The 25,334-nt window shown below is 42.3% G+C and carries 20 protein-coding genes; 7 read left to right on the top strand and 13 right to left on the bottom strand.

Going from position 1 to position 25,334, the window contains the following annotated elements:
• Positions 1-42 precede the first annotated feature (42 nt).
• From B3S92_RS03685 to lon, 4 genes are all read right to left on the bottom strand, one after another.
• Positions 43-1,194: a regulatory protein RecX gene (locus B3S92_RS03685; protein ID WP_296202825.1), complete on the bottom strand. Its 1,152-nt coding sequence runs from the start codon at positions 1,192-1,194 to the stop codon at positions 43-45.
• A 33-nt stretch (positions 1,195-1,227) separates the two neighbouring features.
• Positions 1,228-2,280 (bottom strand): recombinase RecA, encoded by a 1,053-nt coding sequence (gene recA, locus B3S92_RS03680; protein WP_296202824.1) that lies wholly within the window; start codon positions 2,278-2,280, stop codon positions 1,228-1,230.
• A 476-nt stretch (positions 2,281-2,756) separates the two neighbouring features.
• Positions 2,757-3,308 (bottom strand): superoxide dismutase family protein, encoded by a 552-nt coding sequence (locus B3S92_RS03675; RefSeq protein WP_296202823.1) that lies wholly within the window; start codon positions 3,306-3,308, stop codon positions 2,757-2,759.
• Positions 3,309-3,667: 359 nt separating this feature from the next.
• Entirely contained in the window at positions 3,668-6,259 is a 2,592-nt protein-coding gene (lon, locus tag B3S92_RS03670; protein ID WP_296202822.1) for an endopeptidase La, read from the bottom strand.
• Between the two features lie 391 nt (positions 6,260-6,650).
• On the opposite strand from lon, the gene B3S92_RS03665 reads away from it, so the two are divergent.
• Entirely contained in the window at positions 6,651-8,027 is a 1,377-nt protein-coding gene (locus B3S92_RS03665) for a Na+/H+ antiporter family protein (protein WP_296202821.1), read from the top strand.
• A 113-nt stretch (positions 8,028-8,140) separates the two neighbouring features.
• Here B3S92_RS03665 and B3S92_RS03660 read toward each other — a convergent pair whose 3' ends face one another.
• Both B3S92_RS03660 and B3S92_RS03655 read right to left on the bottom strand, forming a co-directional pair.
• Positions 8,141-8,434: a hypothetical protein gene (locus tag B3S92_RS03660; protein WP_296202820.1), complete on the bottom strand. Its 294-nt coding sequence runs from the start codon at positions 8,432-8,434 to the stop codon at positions 8,141-8,143.
• The gene (locus tag B3S92_RS03655) at positions 8,431-9,045 is read right to left on the bottom strand and encodes a 5-formyltetrahydrofolate cyclo-ligase (RefSeq protein ID WP_296202819.1); all 615 of its coding nucleotides are present in this window, start codon (positions 9,043-9,045) and stop codon (positions 8,431-8,433) included. Before B3S92_RS03655 ends, B3S92_RS03660 begins: the two co-directional genes overlap by 4 nt.
• 267 nt (positions 9,046-9,312) lie before the next feature.
• Here B3S92_RS03655 and fumC point away from each other — a divergent pair, with 267 nt between their 5' ends.
• The 3 genes from fumC (at position 9,313) to B3S92_RS03640 (ending at position 12,747) form a co-directional block, all read left to right on the top strand.
• Positions 9,313-10,701, top strand: a complete 1,389-nt coding sequence (fumC, locus tag B3S92_RS03650) for a class II fumarate hydratase (RefSeq protein WP_077449898.1) — start codon at positions 9,313-9,315, stop codon at positions 10,699-10,701.
• A 432-nt stretch (positions 10,702-11,133) separates the two neighbouring features.
• Positions 11,134-11,565, top strand: coding sequence for a DUF7606 domain-containing protein (locus B3S92_RS03645; protein ID WP_296202818.1), 432 nt, complete (start codon positions 11,134-11,136; stop codon positions 11,563-11,565).
• 246 nt (positions 11,566-11,811) lie between these two features.
• Positions 11,812-12,747 (top strand): DUF1311 domain-containing protein, encoded by a 936-nt coding sequence (locus B3S92_RS03640; RefSeq protein ID WP_077449896.1) that lies wholly within the window; start codon positions 11,812-11,814, stop codon positions 12,745-12,747.
• A 123-nt stretch (positions 12,748-12,870) separates the two neighbouring features.
• Here the strand turns inward: B3S92_RS03640 and B3S92_RS03635 are convergent, their stop codons facing one another.
• The 4 genes from B3S92_RS03635 to B3S92_RS03620 all read right to left on the bottom strand — a co-directional run bounded on the left by B3S92_RS03635 (position 12,871) and on the right by B3S92_RS03620 (position 17,009).
• Positions 12,871-14,250 (bottom strand): lytic murein transglycosylase, encoded by a 1,380-nt coding sequence (locus tag B3S92_RS03635; RefSeq protein ID WP_296202936.1) that lies wholly within the window; start codon positions 14,248-14,250, stop codon positions 12,871-12,873.
• 306 nt (positions 14,251-14,556) lie between these two features.
• Positions 14,557-14,985, bottom strand: coding sequence for an Hsp20/alpha crystallin family protein (locus tag B3S92_RS03630; protein WP_296202817.1), 429 nt, complete (start codon positions 14,983-14,985; stop codon positions 14,557-14,559).
• A 204-nt stretch (positions 14,986-15,189) separates the two neighbouring features.
• Positions 15,190-15,744 (bottom strand): rRNA maturation RNase YbeY, encoded by a 555-nt coding sequence (ybeY, locus tag B3S92_RS03625; protein WP_296202814.1) that lies wholly within the window; start codon positions 15,742-15,744, stop codon positions 15,190-15,192.
• 164 nt (positions 15,745-15,908) lie between these two features.
• A complete protein-coding gene (locus tag B3S92_RS03620; RefSeq protein ID WP_296202812.1) occupies positions 15,909-17,009 on the bottom strand; it encodes a PhoH family protein in 1,101 nt (366 codons plus the stop codon).
• Between the two features lie 390 nt (positions 17,010-17,399).
• Between B3S92_RS03620 and B3S92_RS03615 the strand changes: the two genes are divergently transcribed.
• The 3 genes from B3S92_RS03615 to B3S92_RS03605 all read left to right on the top strand — a co-directional run bounded on the left by B3S92_RS03615 (position 17,400) and on the right by B3S92_RS03605 (position 20,700).
• A complete protein-coding gene (locus B3S92_RS03615; RefSeq protein WP_296202810.1) occupies positions 17,400-18,686 on the top strand; it encodes a UbiH/UbiF/VisC/COQ6 family ubiquinone biosynthesis hydroxylase in 1,287 nt (428 codons plus the stop codon).
• Positions 18,687-18,753: 67 nt separating this feature from the next.
• Positions 18,754-20,031, top strand: a complete 1,278-nt coding sequence (locus tag B3S92_RS03610) for an FAD-dependent oxidoreductase (RefSeq protein WP_296202807.1) — start codon at positions 18,754-18,756, stop codon at positions 20,029-20,031.
• Positions 20,032-20,226: 195 nt separating this feature from the next.
• On the top strand, positions 20,227-20,700 hold the full coding sequence (locus B3S92_RS03605; protein ID WP_296202805.1) for a hypothetical protein: 474 nt from the start codon (positions 20,227-20,229) through the stop codon (positions 20,698-20,700).
• 117 nt (positions 20,701-20,817) lie between these two features.
• On the opposite strand, the gene B3S92_RS03600 is transcribed toward B3S92_RS03605, so the two are convergent.
• From B3S92_RS03600 to nadA, 3 genes are all read right to left on the bottom strand, one after another.
• A complete protein-coding gene (locus tag B3S92_RS03600; protein ID WP_296202803.1) occupies positions 20,818-21,744 on the bottom strand; it encodes a lysine exporter LysO family protein in 927 nt (308 codons plus the stop codon).
• A 232-nt stretch (positions 21,745-21,976) separates the two neighbouring features.
• On the bottom strand, positions 21,977-23,815 hold the full coding sequence (gene nadB / locus B3S92_RS03595) for an L-aspartate oxidase (RefSeq protein WP_414706991.1): 1,839 nt from the start codon (positions 23,813-23,815) through the stop codon (positions 21,977-21,979).
• A 175-nt stretch (positions 23,816-23,990) separates the two neighbouring features.
• A complete protein-coding gene (gene nadA, locus B3S92_RS03590) occupies positions 23,991-25,193 on the bottom strand; it encodes a quinolinate synthase NadA (RefSeq protein WP_296202799.1) in 1,203 nt (400 codons plus the stop codon).
• Positions 25,194-25,334: the final 141 nt, after the last annotated feature.

Below are 25,334 nucleotides of genomic sequence, written 5' to 3'. Positions count from 1 at the left end.
GGTGGTTATCATCTGAACGCTATTAATTAGCCAAACCACACCCTAAAAGCGATCTTCCAGGCTCTCTAAATTATGGGTAATGGCTTGGAAGCAAATGTCGGGTTTAAAGCCGCGATACTGCAAAAATCGTAGCTGGCGGGCTTTAATTTTTTGATTGGAGGGAATCTGGCTTCCATACTTTTTGACCCGAGCCTCAACGGCCAGACGTAACCAATCCACACCATCGACTAACTCATGGTCAGACAGGACATCGACAAACTCTTCGTTGTCCTCCATCGCCATGTCAATCAGCTCATCGATATTAGCCGGCACTTCGACTTTACGTTTATAAAAATCATTTTTAATGCGTAAGCGGCCCCGGCCTTTGCGGATGCCTTCACGAATGAGCATTAGCGCAGTACGATGGTCACTTTGATAGCCTTTTTCAGCAAACTCTTGCAGTAGCTCCTCAATTTTATCGGGGTCTTGCTCTTTATCGAGTAGCTTCTGACGCAGCTCCCCAGCGGAATGCTCACGCCGAGAAAGATAATAAAAAGCCAACCAACGCAGACGGCTATTGGCTTTGATTTCCTCTTTTTCAGCTTGACGCTGCTCAGGCGTTTTTAGATAAGCTTTAAGTGCTGCCGGCAGGTTATCTATGCCTGAGTTATCGGTTTCAACTTGGCTATAAGTCTGTGTTGATGCAGTAGCTGATGTATCAGCCAATAGAGAATCGGTTTGCTCTTGCTGTTCAGCCTCAGCTTTGACCTGGGCTAACAAGCTTTTAATACTATTGGGATTGACTTCTTTGACCGGCTCAATCAGTTTGGTTTTGGGCTGATAAGGGGAGGCGGGGTGGAAACTTTTTTTCTTACGCTTTTTGGGTCGAGCGGTTTGCTTATCTGCTGTGTCCTCGAATAAGGAAGAAACAGCAGGGGAGCCGTCTAGCTTAGGTGTGAAATCCGCATCACTTTGTCTCGAGTTTGATTTTTTAGAGTACGCTTTCTTAGAGTTTGATGTTATAGGGTATGAAGACTTATTGTCCTGAGATTTAGACACATAAAAATCACGGGCAGAGGAGGTCTGTGCCCGTGATACGGTTTGAGTAGAGGTGCTTTTTGACTTTACTTGCCCAGATTTTGACTGATTGCTAGAGGAGGTTTTCTCTCCCTTCTCGTTCTCTGCCAAAATTTGGGCTAAAGTTTTAATCTGCATTTTATATCTAAGCGAGTTATGTTTAGATGAAGGTTATTCGACTTCAGGTTCAGCTACTTCAGCATCGTTGGCAGTCTCTTTGCCTTTCTCAGGTTCTACAGCCAGCTTCTCAGCACGGATTTTTGCCTCAATTTCTTCTGCAATGGCGGGGTTGTCTTTTAAGAACAATACTGAGTTGGCTTTACCTTGACCAATTTTCTCATCGCCATAGCTGTACCAGGCACCAGCTTTACCAACCACGCCAATTTCTACGCCTAAGTCGATAACTTCGGCCAAATGGTTGGTACCTTCGCCATAAGTGATTTCGAACTCAGCTTGACGGAACGGTGGTGCCATTTTGTTCTTGATCACTTTCACACGGGTCTGGTTACCAATGATTTCATCACCACTTTTCACGGCACCAATACGGCGAATGTCTAAGCGAACTGAAGCGTAGAATTTAAGGGCGTTACCACCAGTAGTGGTTTCAGGTGAGCCAAACATAACGCCAATTTTCATACGAATCTGGTTAATGAAGATAACCATACAGTTTGAACGCTTGGCATTACCGGTGATTTTACGCAGCGCCTGACTCATCAAACGTGCTTGCAGACCCATGTGGCTATCCCCCATCTCGCCTTCAATTTCAGCGCGTGGAGTAAGGGCGGCGACCGAGTCAATAACAATCATATCTAGTGCTCCAGAGCGCACCAACATGTCGGTAATCTCAAGTGCTTGCTCACCGTTATCAGGTTGAGAAACAAGCAAGTCGTCAGTATTCACACCTAATTTACGGGCATAAATAGGGTCTAAGGCATGCTCAGCATCGATAAAGGCACAAGTGCCGCCTTGTTTTTGACATTCAGCGATGGCTTGTAGGGTAAGGGTGGTTTTACCCGAGCTCTCTGGACCATAAATCTCAATGATACGACCTTTTGGTAAGCCGCCGATACCTAAAGCAATGTCTAAGCCTAATGAACCGGTAGAAACCACGTCTACATCTAGCGTGGCTGAGTTATCGCCCAAATGCATGATGGTGTTTTTACCAAATTGCTTTTCGATTTGGCCTAAGGCAGCTTTTAACGCTTTGGCTTTGTTGTCATCCATAATGATGTCCTAATATAAGTAATAAATAATTTGGTTAAAAGATTGGAGTTTTAAATAAGAATAGTTTTTGGTTTAGAGTGAAGGATTAGTGAATCACACCGTTATTATAAAGACTAAATTATAATTTAGTATCACTAATAAAATATATTAGAATTTGTTGTGTATTTTTAATAAAGGGTCGGCTTTAGTCTTTTATGCAATGCATCATAATAACAGTGGATCCTATACGGTAAGTATAGCAAATTGTCATCAACTTAATAGAGGTTTAAAGCGGTTATACGACACTACTTGTCGTATAAGATGATGGGTATAGGTATCATTATTAACTATTGTATTGAAGATAAAAAACGCCAGCTTCTAATATAGAAACTGACGTTAAATATAGAGCGTTGAATGCTCAAAAAACTAATCTAAACTAGTGATATCGAAACCTTTATTTAAATAAAATCAGATATCATCTCTTTAGAGATATCAGATTAATAAGCTTCGATCACACCACATGCCATACGATCACCAGAGTTACCAGCAGGCTGGCTAGTATAGTCATCGGCACCAGCGTGGATGATAAAGGCACGGTTATGAACTGTGTTAGCCACGCGTGGATCTACTGAAATATCTTTACGCACAAAGTTCATTCTCGCCACACCATTGGCATCAGCTGTGATGTTGGGTAGGTCACCTGCATGGCTGTCCATACTGCTAGGATGACCATGTGGTTTATTTAAGGGGTTAAAATGACCGCCTGCATCTTGACCTTTATTGGCACAAGTCCCATTTTCATGAATATGGATAGCATAGGTAGAGCCAGGATTTAAGGCTGTTAATTCACCAAATACTTGGACGCCACCTTGTACGGGACGCAAGTACATTTTGCCAAGATGCGCTTGACTCACATCTACCGTCTGCATTTGAGCTTGCAGAACAGGCTGTACTTCGGCAGGAAGATCGCCTTTAGTAGGTGTAGTTTGACAAGCCGATAAGGCCAGTGCTGAGGCTAAAATCGCTGAGGTGGTAAATAATTTTTTCATTAATAAATACTCCTATTTTAAATTATATTGTTATTTATAGCCTTTAATAAGCTTTTGGAAGTTGTTAATTATTTGAGTTGTTTCAAGCTTATTTTTTATAAACTAGCTTTAATTATTGATACAAATTCATGGTAAATATTATTTATTTATGGTGAATACTGTTTAGCTAGCCTTTTAATTATAGCGATAGCAGAGGTAAAACCTTTAGCGGAAACGTTGCAATACGTTATAAAATGTAAATACACTCATAAGGCCTTTTGTTTAAATACGCTCAAATATAATATAAACAATATAAAAAAAGCCGCTTATAAAAAGCGGCTTTTTCGAATAAAAAACTGTAAACCTAATTAGCGCTGTAACTAACTCCGTAAAGCTTTGGTAGATTTAGTAGTGTCTACGGCAACTTTGGTAGGCTTCAGCGGGTCAGGTGCTTTAACCAACGCCACTTCCAACACCTCATCAATAGTAGATACTGGCTGAATGACTAGCCCTTCCTTCACGTTATCGGGAATTTCTACCAGATCACGTTCATTGGAGGCTGGAATCAATACGTGCTTAATACCCCCACGATGTGCGGCTAGCAGCTTCTCTTTTAGACCCCCAATACGTAGAACCTTACCGCGCAGTGTTACTTCGCCTGTCATAGCAATATCAGAGCGAATAGCGATACCTGTCATCGCAGACACAAGCGCTGTGGTTAGTGCAATACCTGCTGACGGGCCATCTTTAGGCGTCGCCCCTTCAGGCATATGCACGTGCACATCTTTGGACTTAAAGGTTTCGTAATCGATACCTAGCAGTTCACCACGAGCACGAACCACGCTCATAGCAGCTCGGATAGACTCTTTCATTACATCGCCTAGAGAGCCGGTATAAATAAACTCTCCTTTGCCAGGCATGGTAATGGCTTCGATGGTTAACAGCTCACCACCAACGCTAGTCCAAGCTAGACCCGTTACGCGTCCCACTTCAGGAGCTTCCTCGGCTAAGCCATAGTCGTATTGATGCACACCAAGGTAATCACTAATGTTGTCTGCATCAACTACTACGGTCTCAATCTTAGTCTTCTTAGAAGGCTTAACTCCGTACTTCTCGATAGACTCACGGACCACTTTACGGCAAATCTTATTCACTTCGCGCTCAAGGTTACGCACACCGGCTTCACGAGTATAACGCTGAACGATACTGTGCAAAGCTTCCGGCACAATTTCAATCTCATCGTTTTTTAGCCCGTTTTGCTTAATGGCCTTAGGCACCAAGTACTTCTCAGCGATGTTGATTTTTTCATCTTCGGTGTAACCCGGTAGACGAATTACTTCCATACGGTCCAGCAGCGCAGGCGGAATGTCCATGCTGTTGGCAGTACAAATAAACATCACTTGGGATAGGTCTAAATCCAAGTCTAAATAGTGGTCATTAAACTTATCGTTCTGTGAAGGGTCTAGTACTTCAAGCAGCGCAGAAGCTGGGTCGCCACGGAAGTCTTGCGCCATCTTATCAATCTCATCCAATAAGAACAGCGGGTTTTTCACCTCAACCTTGGCCAGTGACTGTACAATTTTACCTGGCATCGCACCGATATAAGTACGGCGGTGACCACGAATCTCAGCTTCATCACGTACGCCGCCTAAAGCCATACGGACGAACTTACGACCGGTAGCACGGGCAATAGATTCCCCTAGAGAGGTTTTACCCACCCCTGGAGGACCCACAAGACATAAGATAGGGCCACGCAACTTTTTCACACGCGATTGCACCGCTAAGTATTCTAAGATACGGTCTTTGACATCTTGCAGACCATAGTGGTCAGCATCTAATACTTCTTCGGCCTTATCTAGCTTGATTGAAACCTTGCTGGCTTTGTTCCAGGGCGTGTCTAGAATCCAGTCAATGTAGTTACGTACCACAGAAGATTCACTTGAGGCTGGTGGCATCATCTTCAGCTTTTTAAATTCTTGCTCAGCTTTTTTGCGCACATCTTCTGGTAAATCCGCTTCTTTTAAACGGGCCTCTAATTCTTCCAGGTCATCTTCGCTATCAAAAGAGCCATCGCTGATTTCAGAAAGCTCATTTTTAATGGCTTTCATCTTCTCATTTAAGAAGTACTCGCGTTGGTTATTCTCCATTTGACGGCGTACTGCTTCTTGGATCTCTTGCTCAATAGATTGTTCTGCAGTCTGTTTCGCCAAATACTCAGTTAGAGTATTAATGTGGGCTGCTATGTCATCTTTTTCTAGTAACAGCTGCTTATCTTCTAGATCCAGAGAGGCACGAGTGGCAATGAAATATACCAACTCCAACAAGTCCTCAATGCGATCCGCGACACGAATCAGTTCGCGACTATTGCGCAGACGTGACTCAGCATAGGTCGAAAATAAGCTGCGTAAAGCTTCAATAGTATTCTTCTGCTGTTCTTCACCCATAGGTAAGTGGATCTCACTCGGGGTGAACTCACCATGCAACATGTCACCTGTATCCGTGACTTTGTCTAGTTTGGCCCGATAGGCACCTTCAATCAGGACTTTGATGCAGTTCTCATCGCTGTCATGCGGCATAGTGCTTACGATACGACACACCGTCCCATACTGATATAGGTTATCTAACTCGATGTCTTCGCTGAGCGAGTCTTTTTGTGCCACGACCAAGACCATGTCATCGAAATGCTCTTGAGCAGCATGAATTGCCTTCACTGAAGGTTCACGACCCACAAATAAAGCAATTTGCATGTGTGGATAGACCACCACATCACGTAGAGCCAATAGCGGCAAAGTGCGTGCCTTGTCTTTAGTAGTTGGGGCCGCATCCGTTGGCTCAAAATCTGTAGTTATGTCAGTATCTTGGGCAACCTCAGTTTCAGTAGACTGTATTTCATTGTCCACTTGGTCATTGTCGATTTGGTCATCAACCAGTTGCTCGAAATCACTGTCATAATCTTTATCGGATTTACTCATATTTTTTCCTTATCGTGTGCCATAAAACCTCTTATTCAGAAGTTTTTTATGCTATGACTTACTAAATGGTGATGATAGATGAGAATTGCAAGTTAAATTGAACCAGATAGTCTTTGTACAATGACCTATAAAACAAAAATCGGTTAGAATAGACAGTTTGTAACGCTACTTTTGCAGAATGGTTATTTTAAAAACCACGGTTTATTAACCACACGGTATTAAAGTAGCGATTTAAGAACATAAATAATTTTTGCAATCAAACTTGATAGTGACTGATGATCATTAACCAATGATATGGGTGCTATCTACTCAAAAACCAACTTTTATAGAAGAAAGATTTATGCCAAAGCCACTGGCTTAAATAACCACTCTATTCTATAAGGAATAAATTATGATTAATGCGGTACTATTGGCCGTGGTAGTGATGTTAGGTCTATCACTGGCCCGAGTCCACGTTGTCCTCAGTTTACTGATAGGGGCAATGGTAGGGGGCCTAGTCGGTGGCTTAGGGGTTGACGCTACCCTGACAGCCTTCCAAGAAGGGATTAAAAATGGGGCACAAATTGCCTTGTCTTATGCCTTACTAGGGGCCTTTGCGGTAGCCATTGCCCATTCTGGGTTACCTCAATCTCTGTCTAATGCGGTAATCAACCGTATTAACAATGAGAAAAGTGCAGGCTCTGGCTCTATCAAATGGGCCCTGTTTTTTGGCTTGGTACTGATGAGTGTTTTCAGTCAAAACTTAATTCCGATTCACATTGCTTTTATCCCTTTGATTATCCCGCCCTTATTAATGGTGTTTAACCGTCTTAAAGTTGACAGACGTCTGCTGGCTTGTTTGATGACCTTTGGTTTGGTGACCACCTATATGTTCGTGCCTTATGGGTTTGGGGAGATTTACCTAAAGCAAATCATGCTGAAAAACGTCAGCGAAGCCGGTTTAAATGTTGAAAATATTTCAGTAATGAAAGCCATGGCTATTCCAGCACTGGGAATGCTAGTGGGCTTATTAACCGCGGTATTTATCAGTTATCGTAAGCCTCGTCACTATAACCTGTCCACCTCGCTGTCTAATGAAGGTAATAGTTATACTGCGCCACAGGGTCAGGGCGATGCCTTGACTCAAGCAGCAACGGCTGCGAATGCGCCCAGTAAAGGCAAAACCTTAATTGCTTTGTTAGCGATTGTGACCGCCTTTTTGGTCCAACTTTATACCGATTCTTTATTATTAGGGTCGTTATTTGGCTTTGGGGTATTTATGGCCACAGGGGTAGTGAAGTGGAACGAAGCGGACAGCGTGTTTAATGAAGGCATTAAGCTGATGGCGATGATTGGATTTATTATGATTACCGCCCAAGGTTTCGCTGAAGTGATGAAAGCCACCGATCAGATTGCTCCGTTGATCGAAGGCGCAACCAATCTGTTTGCCGGTAATAAGGGTATCGCAGCCTTTATTATGTTATTAATTGGTTTAATTGTGACCATGGGTATTGGCTCATCGTTTTCGACCATTCCGATTATTGCGGCCATTTATGTGCCTTTATGTATGGCGATGGGCTTTTCACCATTGGCCACCGTGGCTATTATTGGCACCGCGGGTGCTCTTGGTGATGCCGGTTCTCCAGCGTCTGACTCAACGCTTGGCCCAACGTCCGGTCTTAATGTGGATGGCCAACATGACCACATTAAAGACAGTGTCATTCCTACCTTTTTACACTATAACTTACCGTTATTGGCGTTTGGTTGGATTGCGGCGATGGTGCTGTAACTAAAACCTTATAGTTAACACTTAACCAAAAAGCGAGACAGAATAACTGCCTCGCTTTTTTGGTTTTTAAATGCTGTAAAAGTAATTTGGACTAGGATATTGCTTATTAATCTTTAGTCTTCAAACTTATCAATCTCACCGGTTAAATAACCTAAGAAATCATCGCCATTACTCATCAAGGCTTTGAGTCTGTCAGGATTAATTAGGCGTGCCAACTCCTCCTCAGTAAATAACTGCTCCTCAGGGGATAGCTGGCGTTGAGGGGCAGAGGTGGCAGTGCTCTCTAAATTTTGCAAATGACGGTCCACGTTATCAGCGCTAGAGCTATCTAGATTATCAACGGTCTTTTCAGTATCGACAGGGTCTATATTGACATTACTGTCATTTGATTGAGGCGATTTACTCATGAGAACCACCGTATTTTTTCAGGGGTAATTAACGCATTAAGTGGCACATCCCAGGGCTGAGTCTGTAGCTTATCCACCACTTGAAATTCATAACACCAACCGACACGTAGGGGATGCTTGCGGTGATTTTTTGAACTGCTATATTGGTAAGATTTAGCCATTGTGGTGTCATAAAAACCGCCGCCCATGCCCATACGATTGCCCTGTTCATCAGCGGCTACCAAGGGGCAGATTATTAAATCAAGCTGATCGGCTGTTAATAAATGACGGTGTTTGGTCTCTTGCATACCGAAAGGATGGCGCACGGTGGAAATATTAATCAGCTTAGTGTGCTCAATCGGCGCAAAGCGGATGTGTTTATTGTCTTTACCTAGCGTATTAATCACTGGCATATAAGCTTTGTAGCCCATGCGTTGACACCATTTTAATAAGGGCTGGGTCGGTAACTCGCCAAAGTCATCCAAATAAATAGCCACTTTTGCGTTTTTGGGTAGGCGAGGGGGCAGCTTTGATAAATGGCGAAAAGCCATTGAAGCCGAATTACGGCGTTGTTGTTCGGTTAGCGAACGGCGTTGATGATTAATTTCGCGACGAGAAGGGTTATTGTTCATAGTTTCATTTATAATAATTAAGGTCAAAAATAGCTATAGTCAAAAGCTAAGATGAGTGCCTAGGATGTGGGCTCTGTACACTACTAAAAAAGCTATTAAAAAAAGGCCATTGAAAAACAGCGGCTAGCAATGCGTTTGATATCAAGTCATGCTATCATATTTACGCTATATTACACTCAGTCCTACTGTATTGGTAAGCTGAGTCATCAATGTCATTAATACCATAACAAATTCTTTTAGGTTTTATATAAAAAAACAGGAGACATTATGTCAACTCGTATAGAAAAAGATACCATGGGTAATGTGGAAGTACCTAGCGACGCTTACTGGGGCGCTCAAACTCAGCGTAGCCGTGAAAACTTTAAGATTGGTGGCGAAACTCTACCACGCCCAATGATTGAAGCAATGGCATTGGTTAAAAAAGCTGCAGCTATCACCAACGCCAGCCTTGGCCGTATCGAAGAAAGCCAACGTGACCTAATTATCCAAGCTGCTGACGAAGTGATCAATGGTGGTCTTACCGATCAGTTCCCATTGGTAGTATGGCAAACAGGTTCTGGTACCCAATCAAACATGAACATGAACGAAGTACTGGCCAACCGTGCTAACGAAATCGCAGGTTCTGAGCGTGGTACTTATTCACCAGTACACCCTAATGACCATGTGAACCATGCTCAGTCTACTAACGACAGCTTCCCAACCGCTATCCGCGTTGCTGCTGCTCGTCAAATCAACAGCCTGTTAATCCCAGCGGTTAAAGCGCTACGTGACACACTAGACAAAAAAGCCAAAGAATTCGACAGCATCGTAAAAATTGGTCGTACTCACTTGCAGGATGCGACTCCTTTAACTTTGGGCCAAGAGTTCAGCGGCTATGTCAGCCAGCTTGATCATGCGCTAGTGCGTATCGACAATGCGTTACAAGGCTTATATCAGTTACCATTAGGCGGTACTGCAGTAGGTACCGGTCTAAACTCACACCCAGATTATGCGGTAAAAGCAGCTGAGCAATTAGCAGAGCTAACGGGTCTACCATTTGTAACTGCACCAAACAAATTTGAAGCACTAGCTGCTCGTGATGCTGAAGTATTCGCTTCAGGTGCGTTAAAAACTTTAGCGGCCAGCTTAAATAAAATTGCCAATGACGTACGTTGGTTAGCTTCTGGTCCACGTTGTGGTCTGGGCGAACTAACCATTCCTGAGAATGAGCCAGGCTCTTCAATCATGCCAGGTAAAGTAAACCCAACTCAGTCTGAAGCCATGACTATGGCAGTAGCTCAAGTAATGGGTAACGACACTACTATCAGCTTCGCTGGCGCTTCAGGCAACTTTGAGCTGAACGTTTATAAGCCAGTTATCGCTTATAACTTATTACAGTCAATCAAGCTAATGGGCGATGCTTGTAACAGCTTCAATGAGAACTGTGCGGTAGGTATTGAGCCCGTTAAAGATAAAATCGATGATTTCTTACACAACTCACTGATGTTAGTAACGGCGTTAAACCGTCATGTAGGCTATGAAAACGCAGCAAAAATTGCTAAGACTGCCTATAAAGAAGATAAGACATTGAAACAAGTGGCCGTAGAGCTTGGTTTAATGACTGAAGCGCAGTTCGATGAGTGGGTAATCCCTGCTGATATGGTTCATCCTAAATAAGCTTTTTTACACTTTAATTTTTCATGTTAGCTTTGATAGCTAAATGATTTAAATCAAGTGTTTAGACCCAAAAAACCTTGCCATTAATTTGGCAAGGTTTTTTTATTTAGGGACAGTTTAATTTTAGGTCAGTTCTTTTAAGCAGGTATTGGGTAAATAGATTTCAAGCAAATAGGTCTGCGGTTTTTTATTTAAGTAAGCAGTAACCTTATATTGATATTTGAAAACTCCTATATTACAATTAATGTTATGTTATAACAAAACAATATATAGAAGTTACTATGCAATAATAGCAACTTAAATCTTATGGTTTTAATATATCCATATCTTCCAAATGCTTAGGGCAAAAGATATTTAAACAGTAGCATTTGGTTATTAGAAGGGTATTTCTTCTTCTTCCTTATAGTTATAATTTCCAAAAAAGGCGTTATTATGAAAAAATTAACCACTGTATTATCTTCTGCTGCAGTAGTAGCAGCTGCATTAACCTCAGGCTCAGCACTTGCCTATTCGGATCAAGTGATGGATCCTGCAACCAGCCATGATTCAGCGACTAAAGTTAGACAAGTAAACTACAGTTGCCAAGGCAAAAATAAAATCAGCGTAACTTATGGTTTTAACAAGCAGAGCTTACCCACTTATGCTCAAGCCAATTTAAATGGTAAAGACAGATTTTTACCTATTAATTTGGGCCGCTCAGACACCGTCGATACGGTATTTGGTGATGAAGACAACTTCAGCATTATGAGTAATGCTTTGCGTCTAAATAACTATCATAACTCTAGCATTAACATTCAAGATGCCAGCAGCAAAATCCTTTACAAAGGCTGTAACTCAAAATCAGTTAAAAGACTTAAAGGCTAATTGAATTGACTGTGTGATTAGGCTGTATGAAAAGCTAATAGATAGAGCGTAAATCTAGATTGGCTAGATTGGTAAGGAAAAAGACCCTGTTCAAATGAGCAGGGTCTTTTTTATTATTCATTACTTGTAATAAAAAGACTATTTCTTAAAAATCCAATCTTTGTTACTATAATATTGTCATATTGTTAAATTGGTTTTATTAATGTGTTATTAGGTGAGTTAATTATTCTAAATTGGAAATAGCCTATGTATAAGAATCTACCGAAAATTGCTCTATTAAGTTCTGCATTATTGTTTGTAGGCTGCGATAAAGTGCCTGATGTGGGGCTTGGAGGTAAAAGTAAAATTGAATGCTCGAATCCAGATGCTCAAAGCTTAGTGATTGATTCTATGCAAAAAGCGATCAACTCTAGCGCCAAAGGCTATGCAGCTTCGTTTGATAGACCCACTTCTGGCTCTAGTATTCGTGCTGGTATCAACCAATTAAAGATGAATCTGGATCATATTCGCACTTCTCAAGACGACCCTCAAAGCACTAAGAACTTCTGTAAGGGCACATTGACGGTAATGATCCCTAGCAAGGTTATCCAAAATGCAGACGTCACCAGAGAATATAATGGTGAATTTGATGTACAAGAAGATGCCTATCAGCAAGATATTGAGCTTGATGCCAATACAGTAAGCTATGAGATGGAATACTCAGTACAGCCTACTGATGATGGTGAGGTGATCTTTGTTGAGCCTCAAAATGGCAATGATTTAGCCATGTTCTTGGCCTATGTGCTGGTTGATGCAGATCAGAAAAATAACGTTAAAGGCAAAAAAGTGGTAGAGGCAAAGCAAGAAGCGAAAAAAGTCTCTGAAGTACAAAGTGCTGCAGATAAAGCCGCTGCTGCTGCTGCCAGTGCTATGGCTGCTACTGCCGCTGAACAAGCCAAAGTTAAAGCAGAGATGGACTATAAACGCAGTGAGTTCAATAAAATGTGGGGCAGGGCCTCTAAAGAAGCTCAAAACTCTATAGAATATGATCAAAAAGATTGGGTAGAGTGGCGTGATGAAGTCTGTGTGGAAGAGGCAAGAAGTGCGGAGCCTGCGCGTCAAGAGATTGTGAGAATGCAATGTATCACAAGACTACTAAGTGATCGCTACTATGAAGTAAAAGAGTATTTTGATAACTATTAATCCAGTAGTAATTAAGCTCATAGTAATCAGTTAATGCTCCATAAAAAAATCCAAGCTTAGGCTTGGATTTTTTTTATGGTTGTAACTCTAGTTACCGACAACTAAAACAGGGGTTTATTGCCACTAGCGTTTTCTTTTGCTAACAAGGATGATAGCCAGAAGAATTAGTAAACTTATGGCAATGGCGATAAGGCTTTTGTTTTCAAAGAAACCTGAAGCAGTAGATTTAGCCTCAGAGGCTTTGGCACTGCTGTTTGACCCAGTAGCAATCGATTCAGAATCTAACGAAGCCTCCTCAGCTTGTTGCTGCTGTGCGGTCTGTCTTAGTTGTGCTGAGCTGTCCATAAGATGCTGATGGATTTTTTTGCCAGCTTTGCCATCAGGCTCAAGACCGTTATCCGCTTGATACTTTTGGATAGCACGGCGGGTACCGTCACCGATAATGCCGTCTACCTCTCCGATATCATAGCCTAATAAATTTAATGACTCTTGAACTTCACGAGATTCTTTACGGCTCAAGCCTGGGTCATCTGTAGGCCAAGGAGTAGCAAACTCAACATTGGTATCTTGTTTCTCAATCTGCTTGGATAAATGAGCAATGGCTAAAGCGTAATTTTCTGAAGCATTATAAGCATAAAAAGAGTCAAAGTTACGACCTACCAAGAAGGCAGGACCATTTTTGCCCGACGGTAAAAACAATCCTGCTGAGGCCAAGGTCTCGGGCAGAGGACTACCGTCAGCCAAAGTTATTCCTAAGCTACGCCAATGTGAAATGGGCTGTTTATTCTTACGGTCATTTTTTGCATTAACAGAGGCAGGCAAACGAACTTCATAGCCCCAAGGTTGGCCTGATTGATAGCCGCTATTTTTTAGAAAGTTAGCCGTAGAAGCTAGGGCGTCTGCTTGACTGTTCACCAAGTCTTTTCGGCCATCACCATCAAAGTCTTGTGCCAGTTGCAAAAAAGTAGAGGGCATAAACTGAGTTTGACCAAAAGCACCCGCCCAAGAGCCTTTAAAGTCTTCTTTGGCTATATCACCTTGCTTTAAAATCTTTAAAGCGCTGACATATTCTCCGCGAAAATAGCTTTGACGGCGACCAAAGCAAGATAAAGTGGCTAGTGAATCTACCACATCCTTTTTGCCAAGCTTGGTACCAAAGTCTGACTCTACTCCCCAGACACCAAGCACGTCATAGCGGTTAACCCCATATTCTGACTCGATTCTGGCCAAAATATCCGCATATTTTTCGCTGGCATTAATCCCATCAACTACCCGCTCTTCATCAACTAAGCTGGCCAAATAGTCCCATGGCTCTTTGGCAAATTCAGGCTGATAGTCTAGAGATTCCAGCACACTAGGATCACCTTGTAATGGACGATACTGGTTAAATGTGTCTCTTACTCCAGAAAAAGGACCGGTTTGTACCAGATTGTCTAAACAAGCATTAAACTTCTGATTATCTATACTAATGGGTTCTTCCTGGGCCGCCTGACTGGTATTCATACCTAATATTAAACTGCCAGAAAGCAGCAAATAGAAGCCTGAAAATCGAGCTGCAGAGGTAAGGGTTAATACAGAGGGAGTAAAGGACAAGGAAGGGGGCTTTAGCGACATAGTTGGGCTGCTCAAATATAAAAAAATCTAAACGCATATATTAGCAGAAAGAGTCAGCTTTTAAACCAATAGTTTACCCTTAATAATGAATGCTAAGCTCCTGATCGCAGCAAGTAGACAGCTCATAAAGAAGGGGCACATGATTCACTTATGCGCCCCTTCCAAATAAGCAAACTGATTTATTCAATCAATAACTTATTTAATTTCAAGTTTCTTACTGCTTGAGCTCGTAAGCTTCGGTAAAAACAGTTGTAATACGCCGTTTTCGTATGACGCTTCTGCCTTATCTACATCAATCTTCTCAGGTAACTGGAAGCTGCGTGAAACTGAACCAAAGTAACGCTCGCTACGTAGCACTTTATTGCCTTCTTTTTGCTCATCTTTTTGAGAAATTTCAGCACTGATTGAAACCACATCGCCTGAAATCGACAGATCAATGTCTTCTTTTGCCACACCTGGAATCTCTGCATTAACAAAGAAGGTATCGTCTTTTTCACTGACATCAATCTTAATCTTTGAAGCAGCTGGTAGCGCATCACCATGAAGGGGACGCATTAAGAAGCTGGGTGCCATTTCATCAAATAAACTATCAAAAAGCGAGTTTCTAGTTACTAATTTAGTCATATTATTATCCTTATAGTTAATGGTTTACTATGTGACATCTAAGTGTCTCTCTTACCTATATATATGCGGATAACTTTATTTTTTTCAAGTCCTTTTGACAATATAAGTTAAAAAGATAATGTAGCTATAAGGTGCTTATAGTTTATTTTAAAAAGCACAATAAACTTTATATGCACTGATAAAATAATAGAGTAAGGGTAATGACTATTTAGCAATATAAGGGTTAGCAATCCCCAGCTTTTCTAAAATCGCAATTTCAAACCCTTCCATTTCATCTTGCTCAGCTTGCCCCAATTCATGGTCGAAGCCAAATAGATGCAAAATGCCATGAACCAGTAGATGGGTTGCGTGGTCCGCTACCGTTTTGTGTTGCTCACTGGCTTGCTGCTCGACCACTTCATGACAAATAATCAGCTCACCAAGAGCAATTTCTGGCATTTCAGTCACAATAAAAGCTGGTAGATCGCTGGGGTAAGATAAGATATTGGTAGCATAATCTTTATTACGCGCTTCCAAATTAAGTTCACGCCCTTCAGTTCTATCGGTCAGATACACGCCCAATTGCTTTGGCTTCTGTGACCAAGTTTTAGTATCTAACTCTTCAAAATACGGCAAAGTAATGGACTGAGTGCTTATAAAGTCTAAAGTCGTAGTCAGTACCTGCTTAATGTGATCAGGTGAGTAAAACTTATCAGCAATCTCATTTGGTACAGCTTCCGAGGTGCTAATATCAATGATAGGGGCAATAGAGTCGGTCATAATCAATCCCATTTAAAAGAGTAGAGCAGTTAAGTCTGATAAAGGTGTTTTAGTATTTAAAGTCAGCTGACACCAAAAAACTGGTATAGAGTAAAAAATAAAAAGCCGGATAAGACTATCCGACTCTTTAACAAATTGGGCCTTTTAGCTTGTTTTAAAAGCTATTATTTGGCATCCATTTCAGCTTGTTTGCGTTCTTGCTCTACTCGGCGAGCCAGTTTACGAGCTTCTTTAATGGCTTCTTGTTCTTCATCCCATACGCCGTAAGCCTCAACGATTTTTTGCACCAATTGATGACGTACCACGTCTTTTGAGTCAAATTTAGTGATATGAATTTCTTCAATTTTACCTAAGATTTGAATGGCTTGGGCCAAACCAGACTTGTGGCCTCGTGGTAAATCCACCTGGGTTACGTCACCGGTGATAACGGCGCGCGACCCAAAGCCTAGACGGGTTAGGAACATTTTCATTTGTTCCGGCGTAGTGTTTTGTGCTTCGTCCAAAATAACGAATGAATTGTTTAAAGTACGACCCCGCATATAAGCTAATGGAGCAATCTCAATGATTTGTTTCTCTATGAGCTTACCTACTTTTTCAAAGCCTAGCATTTCATATAGGGCGTCGTATAACGGGCGTAAGTAAGGGTCAATTTTTTGAGTCAAGTCGCCTGGTAAAAAGCCCAATTTTTCACCTGCTTCTACCGCAGGGCGTACCAGTAAGATGCGCTCAATCTCGTTTCGCTCTAACATATCGACTGCACAAGCCACGGCCAAATAGGTCTTACCGGTACCAGCAGGACCCACACCGAAAGAGACATCTGAGGTCAAGATACGTTGCACATAACGCTGTTGGTTGCCACCGCGTGGGATAATTTTCCCTTTACGGGTCTTTAGCGCGATAGAGTCATAATTGGCTTCAGCATCGTACGCATATTCTTCTGAATCTTGCTCACCTTCAACTTTCTCCGGACTAGCAAAACTATCAAAATCACGAGACATACTGGCCTGAATAATAAGGTGTAACTCTTGTGGGGCAATGTCTTTTTCAGACTGCGATTCATCGGCCAATTTATTCAAGATAAAGTCGCCACGTTCTACTGCTGTCAGGTCACCAGCTAAGATGAACTTGTGTTGACGTTGATTGATATGAATACCAAGGCGTTCCTCAATGTATTTAAGGTTGTTGTTGTATTCGCCAACCAAGATTTTTAATTGTGATGAAGTTAAAAAATCAAGATTAATTTTTCGGGTGACGGTATCAGTCAAGTGAGCATCCTTTTATTATGTATGTGTAAAAGCAGTGTATTTATTATGGCTGTTTAATAGGGAAATTCAAGCGATAGCAGCCAAGCATTAGGTCGATTTTTGTAATTTGGTAAAGCACAAAGAGTATTACAGGTTGATTAAATATTATTAGAGTTTAAGGTAAGATACAGTAAAAGCAATATACTACTTAAAGGTTATGATTATAAGCTCGATAATTAAGGTAACATGATAAGATACTAAATAAGAAAGTATTAGACAGACAGGCACAAGTTTTGGCCTAAAAATTTGGTTTAGAAATATAACTGTGCCATTTAATAAAATAATAAAGTTTAGCAGTTTCAATGAATAGCATATTTCAATTAATACCATAAAATTAATAAGAGTAGGTTTATGACAAATCAAACAAAAAATACAGCTTTTAATAATTCAGACGCAATAACTGAGCAAAACGTAATTATTGCGGGGGGCGGACATGTGGGGCTGTCTTTTGCTTTATTATTGGCCGCTCAAGGCATTGCTAGCACCATAGTGGAGCGTAATAAATACCCAAAACTTAGCCCCAAAGAAGATGCCAAAAGAACCCACTACTTAGACAGTCGCAACACCGCATTATCGAGACGCACGGTACAGATTTATCAAGAAATTGACTTGTGGGATCAGCTACAAAGCCATGCGTGCCGTATTGATTCGGTTCAGGTCAGCGAGCAGGGCAGCTTTGGCTATGCTCAGCTGAATAAAGAAGAGGAAAATGTAGAGTCCTTTGGGCAAGTGATGGAGAATGCTTGGCTGGGTCGTAAGCTGTTATTGGCCGTGCAACAAAGCCCCTTAATTGACTTAATTGATGGGGCAAACGTTACCGAGGTTGAACAGTCAGCGACGTCAGTGACGCTTACTTATGATACCGATACTGAAAAACAGCAGAGCTTAACTGCCGATCTATTGGTAGCCTGTGATGGTCGAGATTCGACAGTGCGTAACCTGTTGGGCATTGGTACTAAAGATTATGACTATGGTCAGACCGCTATTGTTGGTGTGGTACAGACTGATAAGCCGCATGAGCACGTTGCTATCGAGCGCTTTAGTCCAGCTGGACCTTTGGCGGTATTGCCATTAACGGATGCAGATGGGGATGGCAATGACCCAGTGCAGGCAGGCTACCGTCGTTCCGTAGTTTGGGTCTGTAAAAGCGGTGAAGAAAAGCAATATTTGGAAGATGATGCGCTATTTATGGCGACGTTACAAAAAGCGTTTGGTCAGCGAGCCGGTACCTTTATCGAAGCCGGTCGCCGTGGTGCTTATCCGCTAACCCGCGTATTGGCAGAGCGTCAGGTAGATGGTCGTATAGTGATTATGGGCAATGCTGCTCATACCCTGCATCCGGTTGCTGGACAAGGCTTTAACTTGTGTATGCGCGATGCTCATGTGCTGGCAAAGATGCTGGGCAACCAAGTACTGCGCGGAGAAGATATTGGCGATACCAAGATGCTAAAGGCTTATGAGCGTGCCCGTCAAAAAGATCAAAAAAGAGTTATTCGCTTCTGTGATGCGGTAGTACATGGTTTTACTCATCCCAATCCAGCGGTGAAGCTGGCACGTAACGTAGCACTTATTGCCTTTGACAAGCTACCTAATGTGAAACCATTGGTGGCTAACTATGCGATGGGTCTGAAGTCTTAAAATCTTAAGGTTTGGACGGCAACGAATTTACTTTTAACTGATTTTTTTTGAAACACTGGGCGGCTTTATGGCGACAACAACTGCGACACAAACCTTAATTATTGGCGGCGGCATAGTCGGTGCTACTTTGGCATTAAAATTAGCACAGCAGCAGCGAAAAGTGACTTTAATTGATGCCCGTCCAGAGCTGAGTGAGGCTCAGTGGCAAGATAGACTAAAGCAGCGTGATGCTCGTGTGTTTGCGTTAAGTATTGCCAGTATTGAGCTGTTAAAAGAGGTCGGTACCTGGCAACTTATTGCACAATCAGGGCGTAAAGCGGACTACACTCAGATGCAGGTCTGGCAACAAGATGGCAAGGGTGAGCTGAATTTCGGTGATGAAATGGTACCTCAGTTATTGGGGTCTATGGTCGAGCCATTTGTGATTGAGCAAGCTTTGTATCAAAGAATGGCCGCTGATGATGTAAAAGAGCATCTGACCTTAGTTGCTGGTCATAAAGTCACTATGCTGGATTGGCTAGGCAGCGAGCAAGGCTACCAAGTTCATCTTGATAATGGCGATAAGCTACAAGGTAAACTACTAATTGGTGCCGATGGTCGTGGGTCATTGGTGCGACGTGAGGCCGGTATTGGCCTTGATACTTTGGACTACAACCAAACCGCCATTTGCTGTGCTATCAAGACCGAGAAGTCGCATAAAGCTACCGCCCGTCAGTTGATGTTGCCCACTGGAACTTTAGCATTACTACCGCTGGCTGATGTTACTGAACAAGACAAAGCCAATCCGCAGCATTGGCAATCGGTTGTTTGGAGTTTGCCACGCAATAGAGCGCTTGAGCTACTGCAGTTAAACGAGGAGGGCTCTCCAGAAACTGCTGATATTTTACGAGCTGAGCTTGCAGCTGCCAGTCAGTATGCTTTAGGCGATATTGAGCAGCTTGAGTCTATTGCGAGTTTCCCACTGAATGCACAGCAAGCAAAACACTATGTGAAAGATAACTTGGTATTAGTCGGAGATGCCGCGCATGGGGTACATCCGTTGGCGGGTCAAGGACTGAATTTGGGTATGCTTGATGTGTCAGCTTTGGTTGATATATTGAACGAGGATTATCAGCGTAGTGGCGGCAGATGTTGGGGCGAATTGGCCACACTTCGTCGCTATGAGCGCACCCGTCGTCCTCATAACAGTGTGATGATGCATAGTTTTTCTCTTATGAACTGGTTATTCGCTGGTGACTTCGCGGCATTGCGTCCGGTACAGCAGCTACGCAGTGAAGGCATGTATCGAGTAGGCAAAATCAAACCGTTAATGCGCTTCTTTACCAATAAGGCGAGCGGGCTTTAAATGAAAACTTTACCAGTCATTGCGGCAACATTTTTAAGCATAAGCGGTTCAGGATCAGTGCAGACTAAAGATAAAAGTTATAAATTTGATTTAGGCTTTGATAAGGCGTATATATTGTAATAATGGTTGAGATGTATTTCATAAAGGAAGTTTGTAGTACAAAGGAATTAACCTTAAGAGTCAGGAGATGATGACATGAGTAACAAAGATGAAGATAAACTGCTTAACGAAGAAGAGTTAGAGAAATCTGACAAAAAAGATAAAAAGCAAGACGAGGATAAAGAGCGCAAAAAAGATAAAAAAGACAAAAAAGATAAAGATAAGAAGCATAAAAAAGACAAAAAGCACAAGAAAGATAAGGAGAATAAAAAAGACAAGAAAGACAAAGACCACAAAAAAGACAAGAAGGATAAAAAAGAAAAAGAAGCCAAGAAAGCGGCAAAAAAAGAGGTTAAAAAGCAGTATCATAAAGGGGTCAAGCTGCTTAAAAAGCAACCTGCTGACAAGCGCCCTATTAAGAAAAAAGCTTTAAAGAACTTCTTACTTAGTCACCTGCGTACCGATGACGAACAGTTGGTAGAGAGAGTGATTGAGAGAATGATTAAGAAAAAAAGAATCAAGATTTCAATTAACAATAAAGTCGGTTATAGAAAAAAGCTAAAGTCTTAATTTTTTAACTTCTATTTTAAAAAAAGGTATGGTTTCATGGTCGAGTGTTGACCAGAAGTCCATACCTTTTTTTATTTCTTGAGATTCTATTTTTAATGATTCAAGTTTAAATACTTCTTAGCCAAAAGAAGCAAAAACCACCATCAATACTGGTGCCACAATATTAATGATGAAACCAAAACTAATCGCCAACGGCACGATACCTAAACCGCCTGATTGTTGAATAACCGGTAGAGTAAAGTCCAAACTGGTTGCACCGCCCAGTCCTACAGCTGCCGATGGGTATTTACGCATAAATAGCGGAATAAATAACAACGCAAAAAACTCACGCACCAAGTCATTAAATAAGGCGATACTGCCCCAAACTGCGCCATAAGCATCGGTCATAACAATGGCAGATAACGAATACCAGCCAAAGCCAGAGGCCAGTGCTAAGCTTTGTGGTAAGGTCACCTCATCAAACAGTAACCAAAATATTACACCGCCCATCAACACTGATAAAGTAAAAATGACACTGGTCTGCATGCCGCGCTTACTGAGCAGAACTTCTTTAAGAGTGATACCTGAGCCTTTTAGCCCAATGCCCACCAATAAAATTAAAAACATGAGTAGCCCAGTCATGGTGTTCTCTGGCGGCATCATAGTTACCGGTAATACGCCACCAATCAAAAATCCGAAAATTACACAGAACACTTGGATTAAGCTGCCTCGGATACTGACTTTGTGCTCAGTAGTTGCTGTTTTTACCAAAGGTCGCCAAGGCACTAGACGATCAAAAATCATCAATCCTGCTAGGCCACAACCAATGGTGAGTACCGACAACACCCCAACATATAAGATGATGTCGTTAATCTGACTGCCGAGCCCCTCTACTTGAGCCAGCTCAATCCCAATTAAGGTGAGAATGATATAGACCAAATAGCCCAGCATTTTTTCTGAATAATGAATTAAAGTCTTATTCAGCGGTAAGGCAAAGCCTATAAACAAAGGGGTTAGAACCAAAACGAGGGTGATGAGATTGTCTAAGTTTTGTGGGGTTTGCATGAGAGGACACACAGCAAGTTTAATGAGAGTAATTCATGGTTACCGTCTGCTAAATTTTGAAAAATAAACGCCTAGCAGTAGCCATGGTGAAGAAATAGCGATTCTACCATAGCTTGATAAGGTAGGGTGGTTTGGTATCAAAACTGAGATTTGCCTCACTGCAATAATAGACAATGAGGATAGGAGAGGAGAATGGAGAGTTTGTTCCCTAATAGTAGCTTGAGCACAGGAGTTAAGAAGCTTTGGCTACCAAACTAGAAGACTTAGAACAGGTTGATTTGTTTAATATAAGCTCAGCAATATTATCATTATTCGCCTTATTAGCTTTTGTATTCGCTTGATTGTTTAGGGGCATAACGACACTGATTGCAGGCGAGTGGGTGAGACTGGAATGGTCTTCGCGATAATGACCCCCTCGACTTTCAGTACGAGTCAGGGCCGATTGCAATAGCACTGAGGCCAAAGTTAATAGGCGCTCGAAACGAAATATATCTAAGGACATATTTTGGGTTACTAAGCCTTCCGTTTTCGATAACTGTAATTGCTGCTTTAAGTCAATAACCTGTTGTAAGGCCTGCCTTAAGCGGGTTTCATTGCGTTTGATACCCATGTTATCGGTCATTAGCTGCTTTAACTCAGATAATTGCTGTATCAAATTAAAGTCGACTAAGGGTGAGACTATAGTTTCAGTAGATGAATTTAAAAATTCGGTAGGCACAGTGAATTGAGCAAGCAAGGGAGCGTTTGGCATTGACTCAGTGAGGCTACTTTCTGGGTTTTGTTGGTTATTATTTGAGTCATTCTCATTGTCGAGCTTTTTAGCAAGCTGCAAAGCGATTTTTCGGCCGACCACCACACACTCTAAAAGTGAGTTGCTGGCCAAACGGTTGGCCCCATGCAGCCCAGTGTGGGCCACTTCTCCAGCTGCATACAAATCTTGTATGTCCGTTTGCCCCGATGCATTGGTCATTACCCCGCCACAGGTATAGTGTGCGGTAGGGGCAACTGGTATAGGTTGTTGGGTGATATCAATACCTAGGCTTAAACAATGGGCATAAATATCTGGGAAATGCTGTTTGATAAAGTCAGCTGGCTTATGAGAGATGTCCAAATGCACATATCCCAAGCCATTGTTAGCAATTTCATTGGCGATGGCTCGGGCCACAATATCACGAGGGGCTAGCTCTTCGCGTGCATCATAATTTGGCATAAAGCGTTGATGGGTCAACGGGCATGATAAATGGCCACCTTCACCGCGCACTGCCTCAGAAATCAAAAAGCTACTGCTGCCATTTTCATCGTTATAGACCAAGCCTGTGGGGTGAAATTGGATAAACTCTAGATTGGCCAAACGACAGCCGGCCTCCCAAGCCATCATAATGCCATCACCGACGCAGACATTAGGGGCCGTGGCTCGACTAAATAATTGACCCAATCCACCGCTAGCAAGCACTACCGCTGTACTATTAAAGCGTACTAAGCTATTGGTTTTGGTATTAATAGCCAAAGCACCAGTACAGCGTCGAGTTGTGTCACTCTCATCGGTATCTTCAGTGAGTAGACTTAGGGCTTCATGGAAGGGGAGGAGGCTAATATTATTAGCTTGTGAAGCCTGCTGCTGCAGGCGGCTCATGATGTGTCGACCAGTAGCATCATCGGCATGAGCCACGCGGCGACAACCATGACCGCCTTCTTGAGTTAAATGCAGATCTTCAAGCGAAGGTGTATTGATCGTAGTATCAGCAAGTGGTATAGAGTGGCCGTTGGTGGTAAAAGGCACTTGCTGAGCCAACAGCCAACTGATGGCATTGCCGCCCTCTGTAAGGATTTGGGTAGTGGCCTGTTCATCACACAGGCCATCGCCGGCTATCAAGGTATCACTCACGTGGTCTGACACTTTATCTTCAGCATCAATCACGGCGGCAATACCGCCTTGCGCATAGTAGCTTGAGCAAGCCGACAAATCGTCTTTTGCAAGAACCGTGACTTTTAAGTATTTGGGAAGAGATAGTGCGGTTGCTAAGCCTGCCAAACCCGCCCCTATGATTAATACATCGCAATGTTGTGTCATAACGTTATTCTCTGAAGGTTTAGAGGGTGACTCTAATAATAGTTCGGATAGTAGTTCAGAGACAGTTTTAAGCGATGAGTCATTAATGGGGTGAGTTTTTGAGGTTGTCATAAGCAGGCTCTTATAAAAAGGTTAACTACAGTTTTATAGCTACTATCCAAGCAAAACCGACTGTCTAAGCAGGACCAACATGCTTATACAGTTCACGGTCTTTAATAAGGTCACCACTAGCCGCCACACGACGTTTTTGCTCAGCGGCAAAGTCGAGCATACGTTGTAAGGGTTTAAGAGCAGCTTCGGCTAACTCAGACTTTAATTTGATTTCACCACTGCCGGTTTCTAGACACTGTTCAATGCCTTTAAGCCCATTCATGGCCATCCAAGGACAAAAGGCACAGCTCTTACAAGTGGCACTTTCCCCTGCGGTTGGGGCCGCCAAAAACAGCTTGTCTGGAGAATGCTTTTGCATCTCGTGCAAGATGCCAAGGTCAGTGCCGACGATGAAAGTTTTAGCGTCCATCTCTTTGGTAGCGTTAAGTAGCTTACTGGTTGAGCCCACCACATCTGCAAGGGCTACCACACTGTCAGGAGACTCAGGGTGAACCAGCACCACAGCATCAGGATGCTCAGCTTTCAATTGCTCTAATTCCTTGGCTTTAAATTCATTGTGCACGATGCACGAGCCTTGCCACAGAAGCATATCAGCGCCGGTTTCTTGTTGGATGTATTTGCCTAAGTGACGGTCTGGACCCCAGATAATTTTTTGGCCTTGTTCATGTAAATGAGTCACAATTTCAAGTCCAACAGAAGAAGTTACGACCCAGTCAGCACGGGCTTTGACCTCGGCACTGGTATTGGCATAGACCACCACAGTACGGTCGGGATGCTGATCACAAAACGCACTAAATTCCTCAATAGGACAGCCCAAGTCTAGTGAGCATTCCGCTTCTAGATCAGCCATAAGGACTGTTTTTTCCATGCTCAAGATTTTGGCAGACTCGCCCATAAATCTGACTCCAGCCACCACTAAGGTCTGTGCTTCATGCTCTTTACCAAAGCGAGCCATCTCCAAAGAGTCTCCTACGCAGCCGCCGGTTTCTAGGGCTAAGTCTTGGATATAAGGGTCGACATAATAGTGCGCTACCAATACTGCGTTGTGCTCTTTTAGCAGGCGCTTAATGTTTTCCACCACTTGCTGACGTTCAGTACGAGACAGCTCAGCAGGGATTTTGGCTTTGGCATATTCGATATCTATTTTATTAACAGCAGACTGTTTGTTGCTTTGATCTAAAGTTGGGGCATCATAAGCAAAAAGCTCTACTTTCTCTGCAGTAGTGTTTTTTTCTAATTCGACTGGGCTGTTGGCTGAGGTGGTCATAAAAATCCCTATTACGAAGTTGGTACTCAAAAAAGTATTAATTTAAAAAAAGTACTAATTTAAAAATAAACTATAAATTTGTATAAAGTAAATATAATTATGCTCGTTTTGAGCATAAATACAAGAAATTTTTTAATTAAA

It is taken from the genome of Psychrobacter sp. UBA3962 (genome assembly GCF_002385225.1).
Lineage (GTDB): Bacteria > Pseudomonadota > Gammaproteobacteria > Pseudomonadales > Moraxellaceae > Psychrobacter.
The sequence above is the reverse complement of the archived record's forward strand: the minus strand, read 5'-3'. Positions and strand labels throughout refer to the sequence as shown.

Coding starts and splice junctions, on each gene's coding strand:
- B3S92_RS03685 (WP_296202825.1), bottom strand. CDS start 1,194: ATGCAGATTAAAACTTTAGCCCAAATTTTGGCAGAGAACGAGAAGGGA.
- fumC (WP_077449898.1), top strand. CDS start 9,313: ATGTCAACTCGTATAGAAAAAGATACCATGGGTAATGTGGAAGTACCT.
- B3S92_RS03630 (WP_296202817.1), bottom strand. CDS start 14,985: ATGACTAAATTAGTAACTAGAAACTCGCTTTTTGATAGTTTATTTGAT.
- B3S92_RS03640 (WP_077449896.1), top strand. CDS start 11,812: ATGTATAAGAATCTACCGAAAATTGCTCTATTAAGTTCTGCATTATTG.
- B3S92_RS03610 (WP_296202807.1), top strand. CDS start 18,754: ATGGCGACAACAACTGCGACACAAACCTTAATTATTGGCGGCGGCATA.
- B3S92_RS03600 (WP_296202803.1), bottom strand. CDS start 21,744: ATGCAAACCCCACAAAACTTAGACAATCTCATCACCCTCGTTTTGGTT.
- ybeY (WP_296202814.1), bottom strand. CDS start 15,744: ATGACCGACTCTATTGCCCCTATCATTGATATTAGCACCTCGGAAGCT.
- B3S92_RS03645 (WP_296202818.1), top strand. CDS start 11,134: ATGAAAAAATTAACCACTGTATTATCTTCTGCTGCAGTAGTAGCAGCT.
- B3S92_RS03665 (WP_296202821.1), top strand. CDS start 6,651: ATGATTAATGCGGTACTATTGGCCGTGGTAGTGATGTTAGGTCTATCA.
- B3S92_RS03615 (WP_296202810.1), top strand. CDS start 17,400: ATGACAAATCAAACAAAAAATACAGCTTTTAATAATTCAGACGCAATA.
- B3S92_RS03655 (WP_296202819.1), bottom strand. CDS start 9,045: ATGAACAATAACCCTTCTCGTCGCGAAATTAATCATCAACGCCGTTCG.
- B3S92_RS03660 (WP_296202820.1), bottom strand. CDS start 8,434: ATGAGTAAATCGCCTCAATCAAATGACAGTAATGTCAATATAGACCCT.
- nadA (WP_296202799.1), bottom strand. CDS start 25,193: ATGACCACCTCAGCCAACAGCCCAGTCGAATTAGAAAAAAACACTACT.
- nadB (WP_414706991.1), bottom strand. CDS start 23,815: ATGACACAACATTGCGATGTATTAATCATAGGGGCGGGTTTGGCAGGC.
- B3S92_RS03675 (WP_296202823.1), bottom strand. CDS start 3,308: ATGAAAAAATTATTTACCACCTCAGCGATTTTAGCCTCAGCACTGGCC.
- B3S92_RS03635 (WP_296202936.1), bottom strand. CDS start 14,250: ATGAATACCAGTCAGGCGGCCCAGGAAGAACCCATTAGTATAGATAAT.
- lon (WP_296202822.1), bottom strand. CDS start 6,259: ATGAGTAAATCCGATAAAGATTATGACAGTGATTTCGAGCAACTGGTT.
- recA (WP_296202824.1), bottom strand. CDS start 2,280: ATGGATGACAACAAAGCCAAAGCGTTAAAAGCTGCCTTAGGCCAAATC.
- B3S92_RS03605 (WP_296202805.1), top strand. CDS start 20,227: ATGAGTAACAAAGATGAAGATAAACTGCTTAACGAAGAAGAGTTAGAG.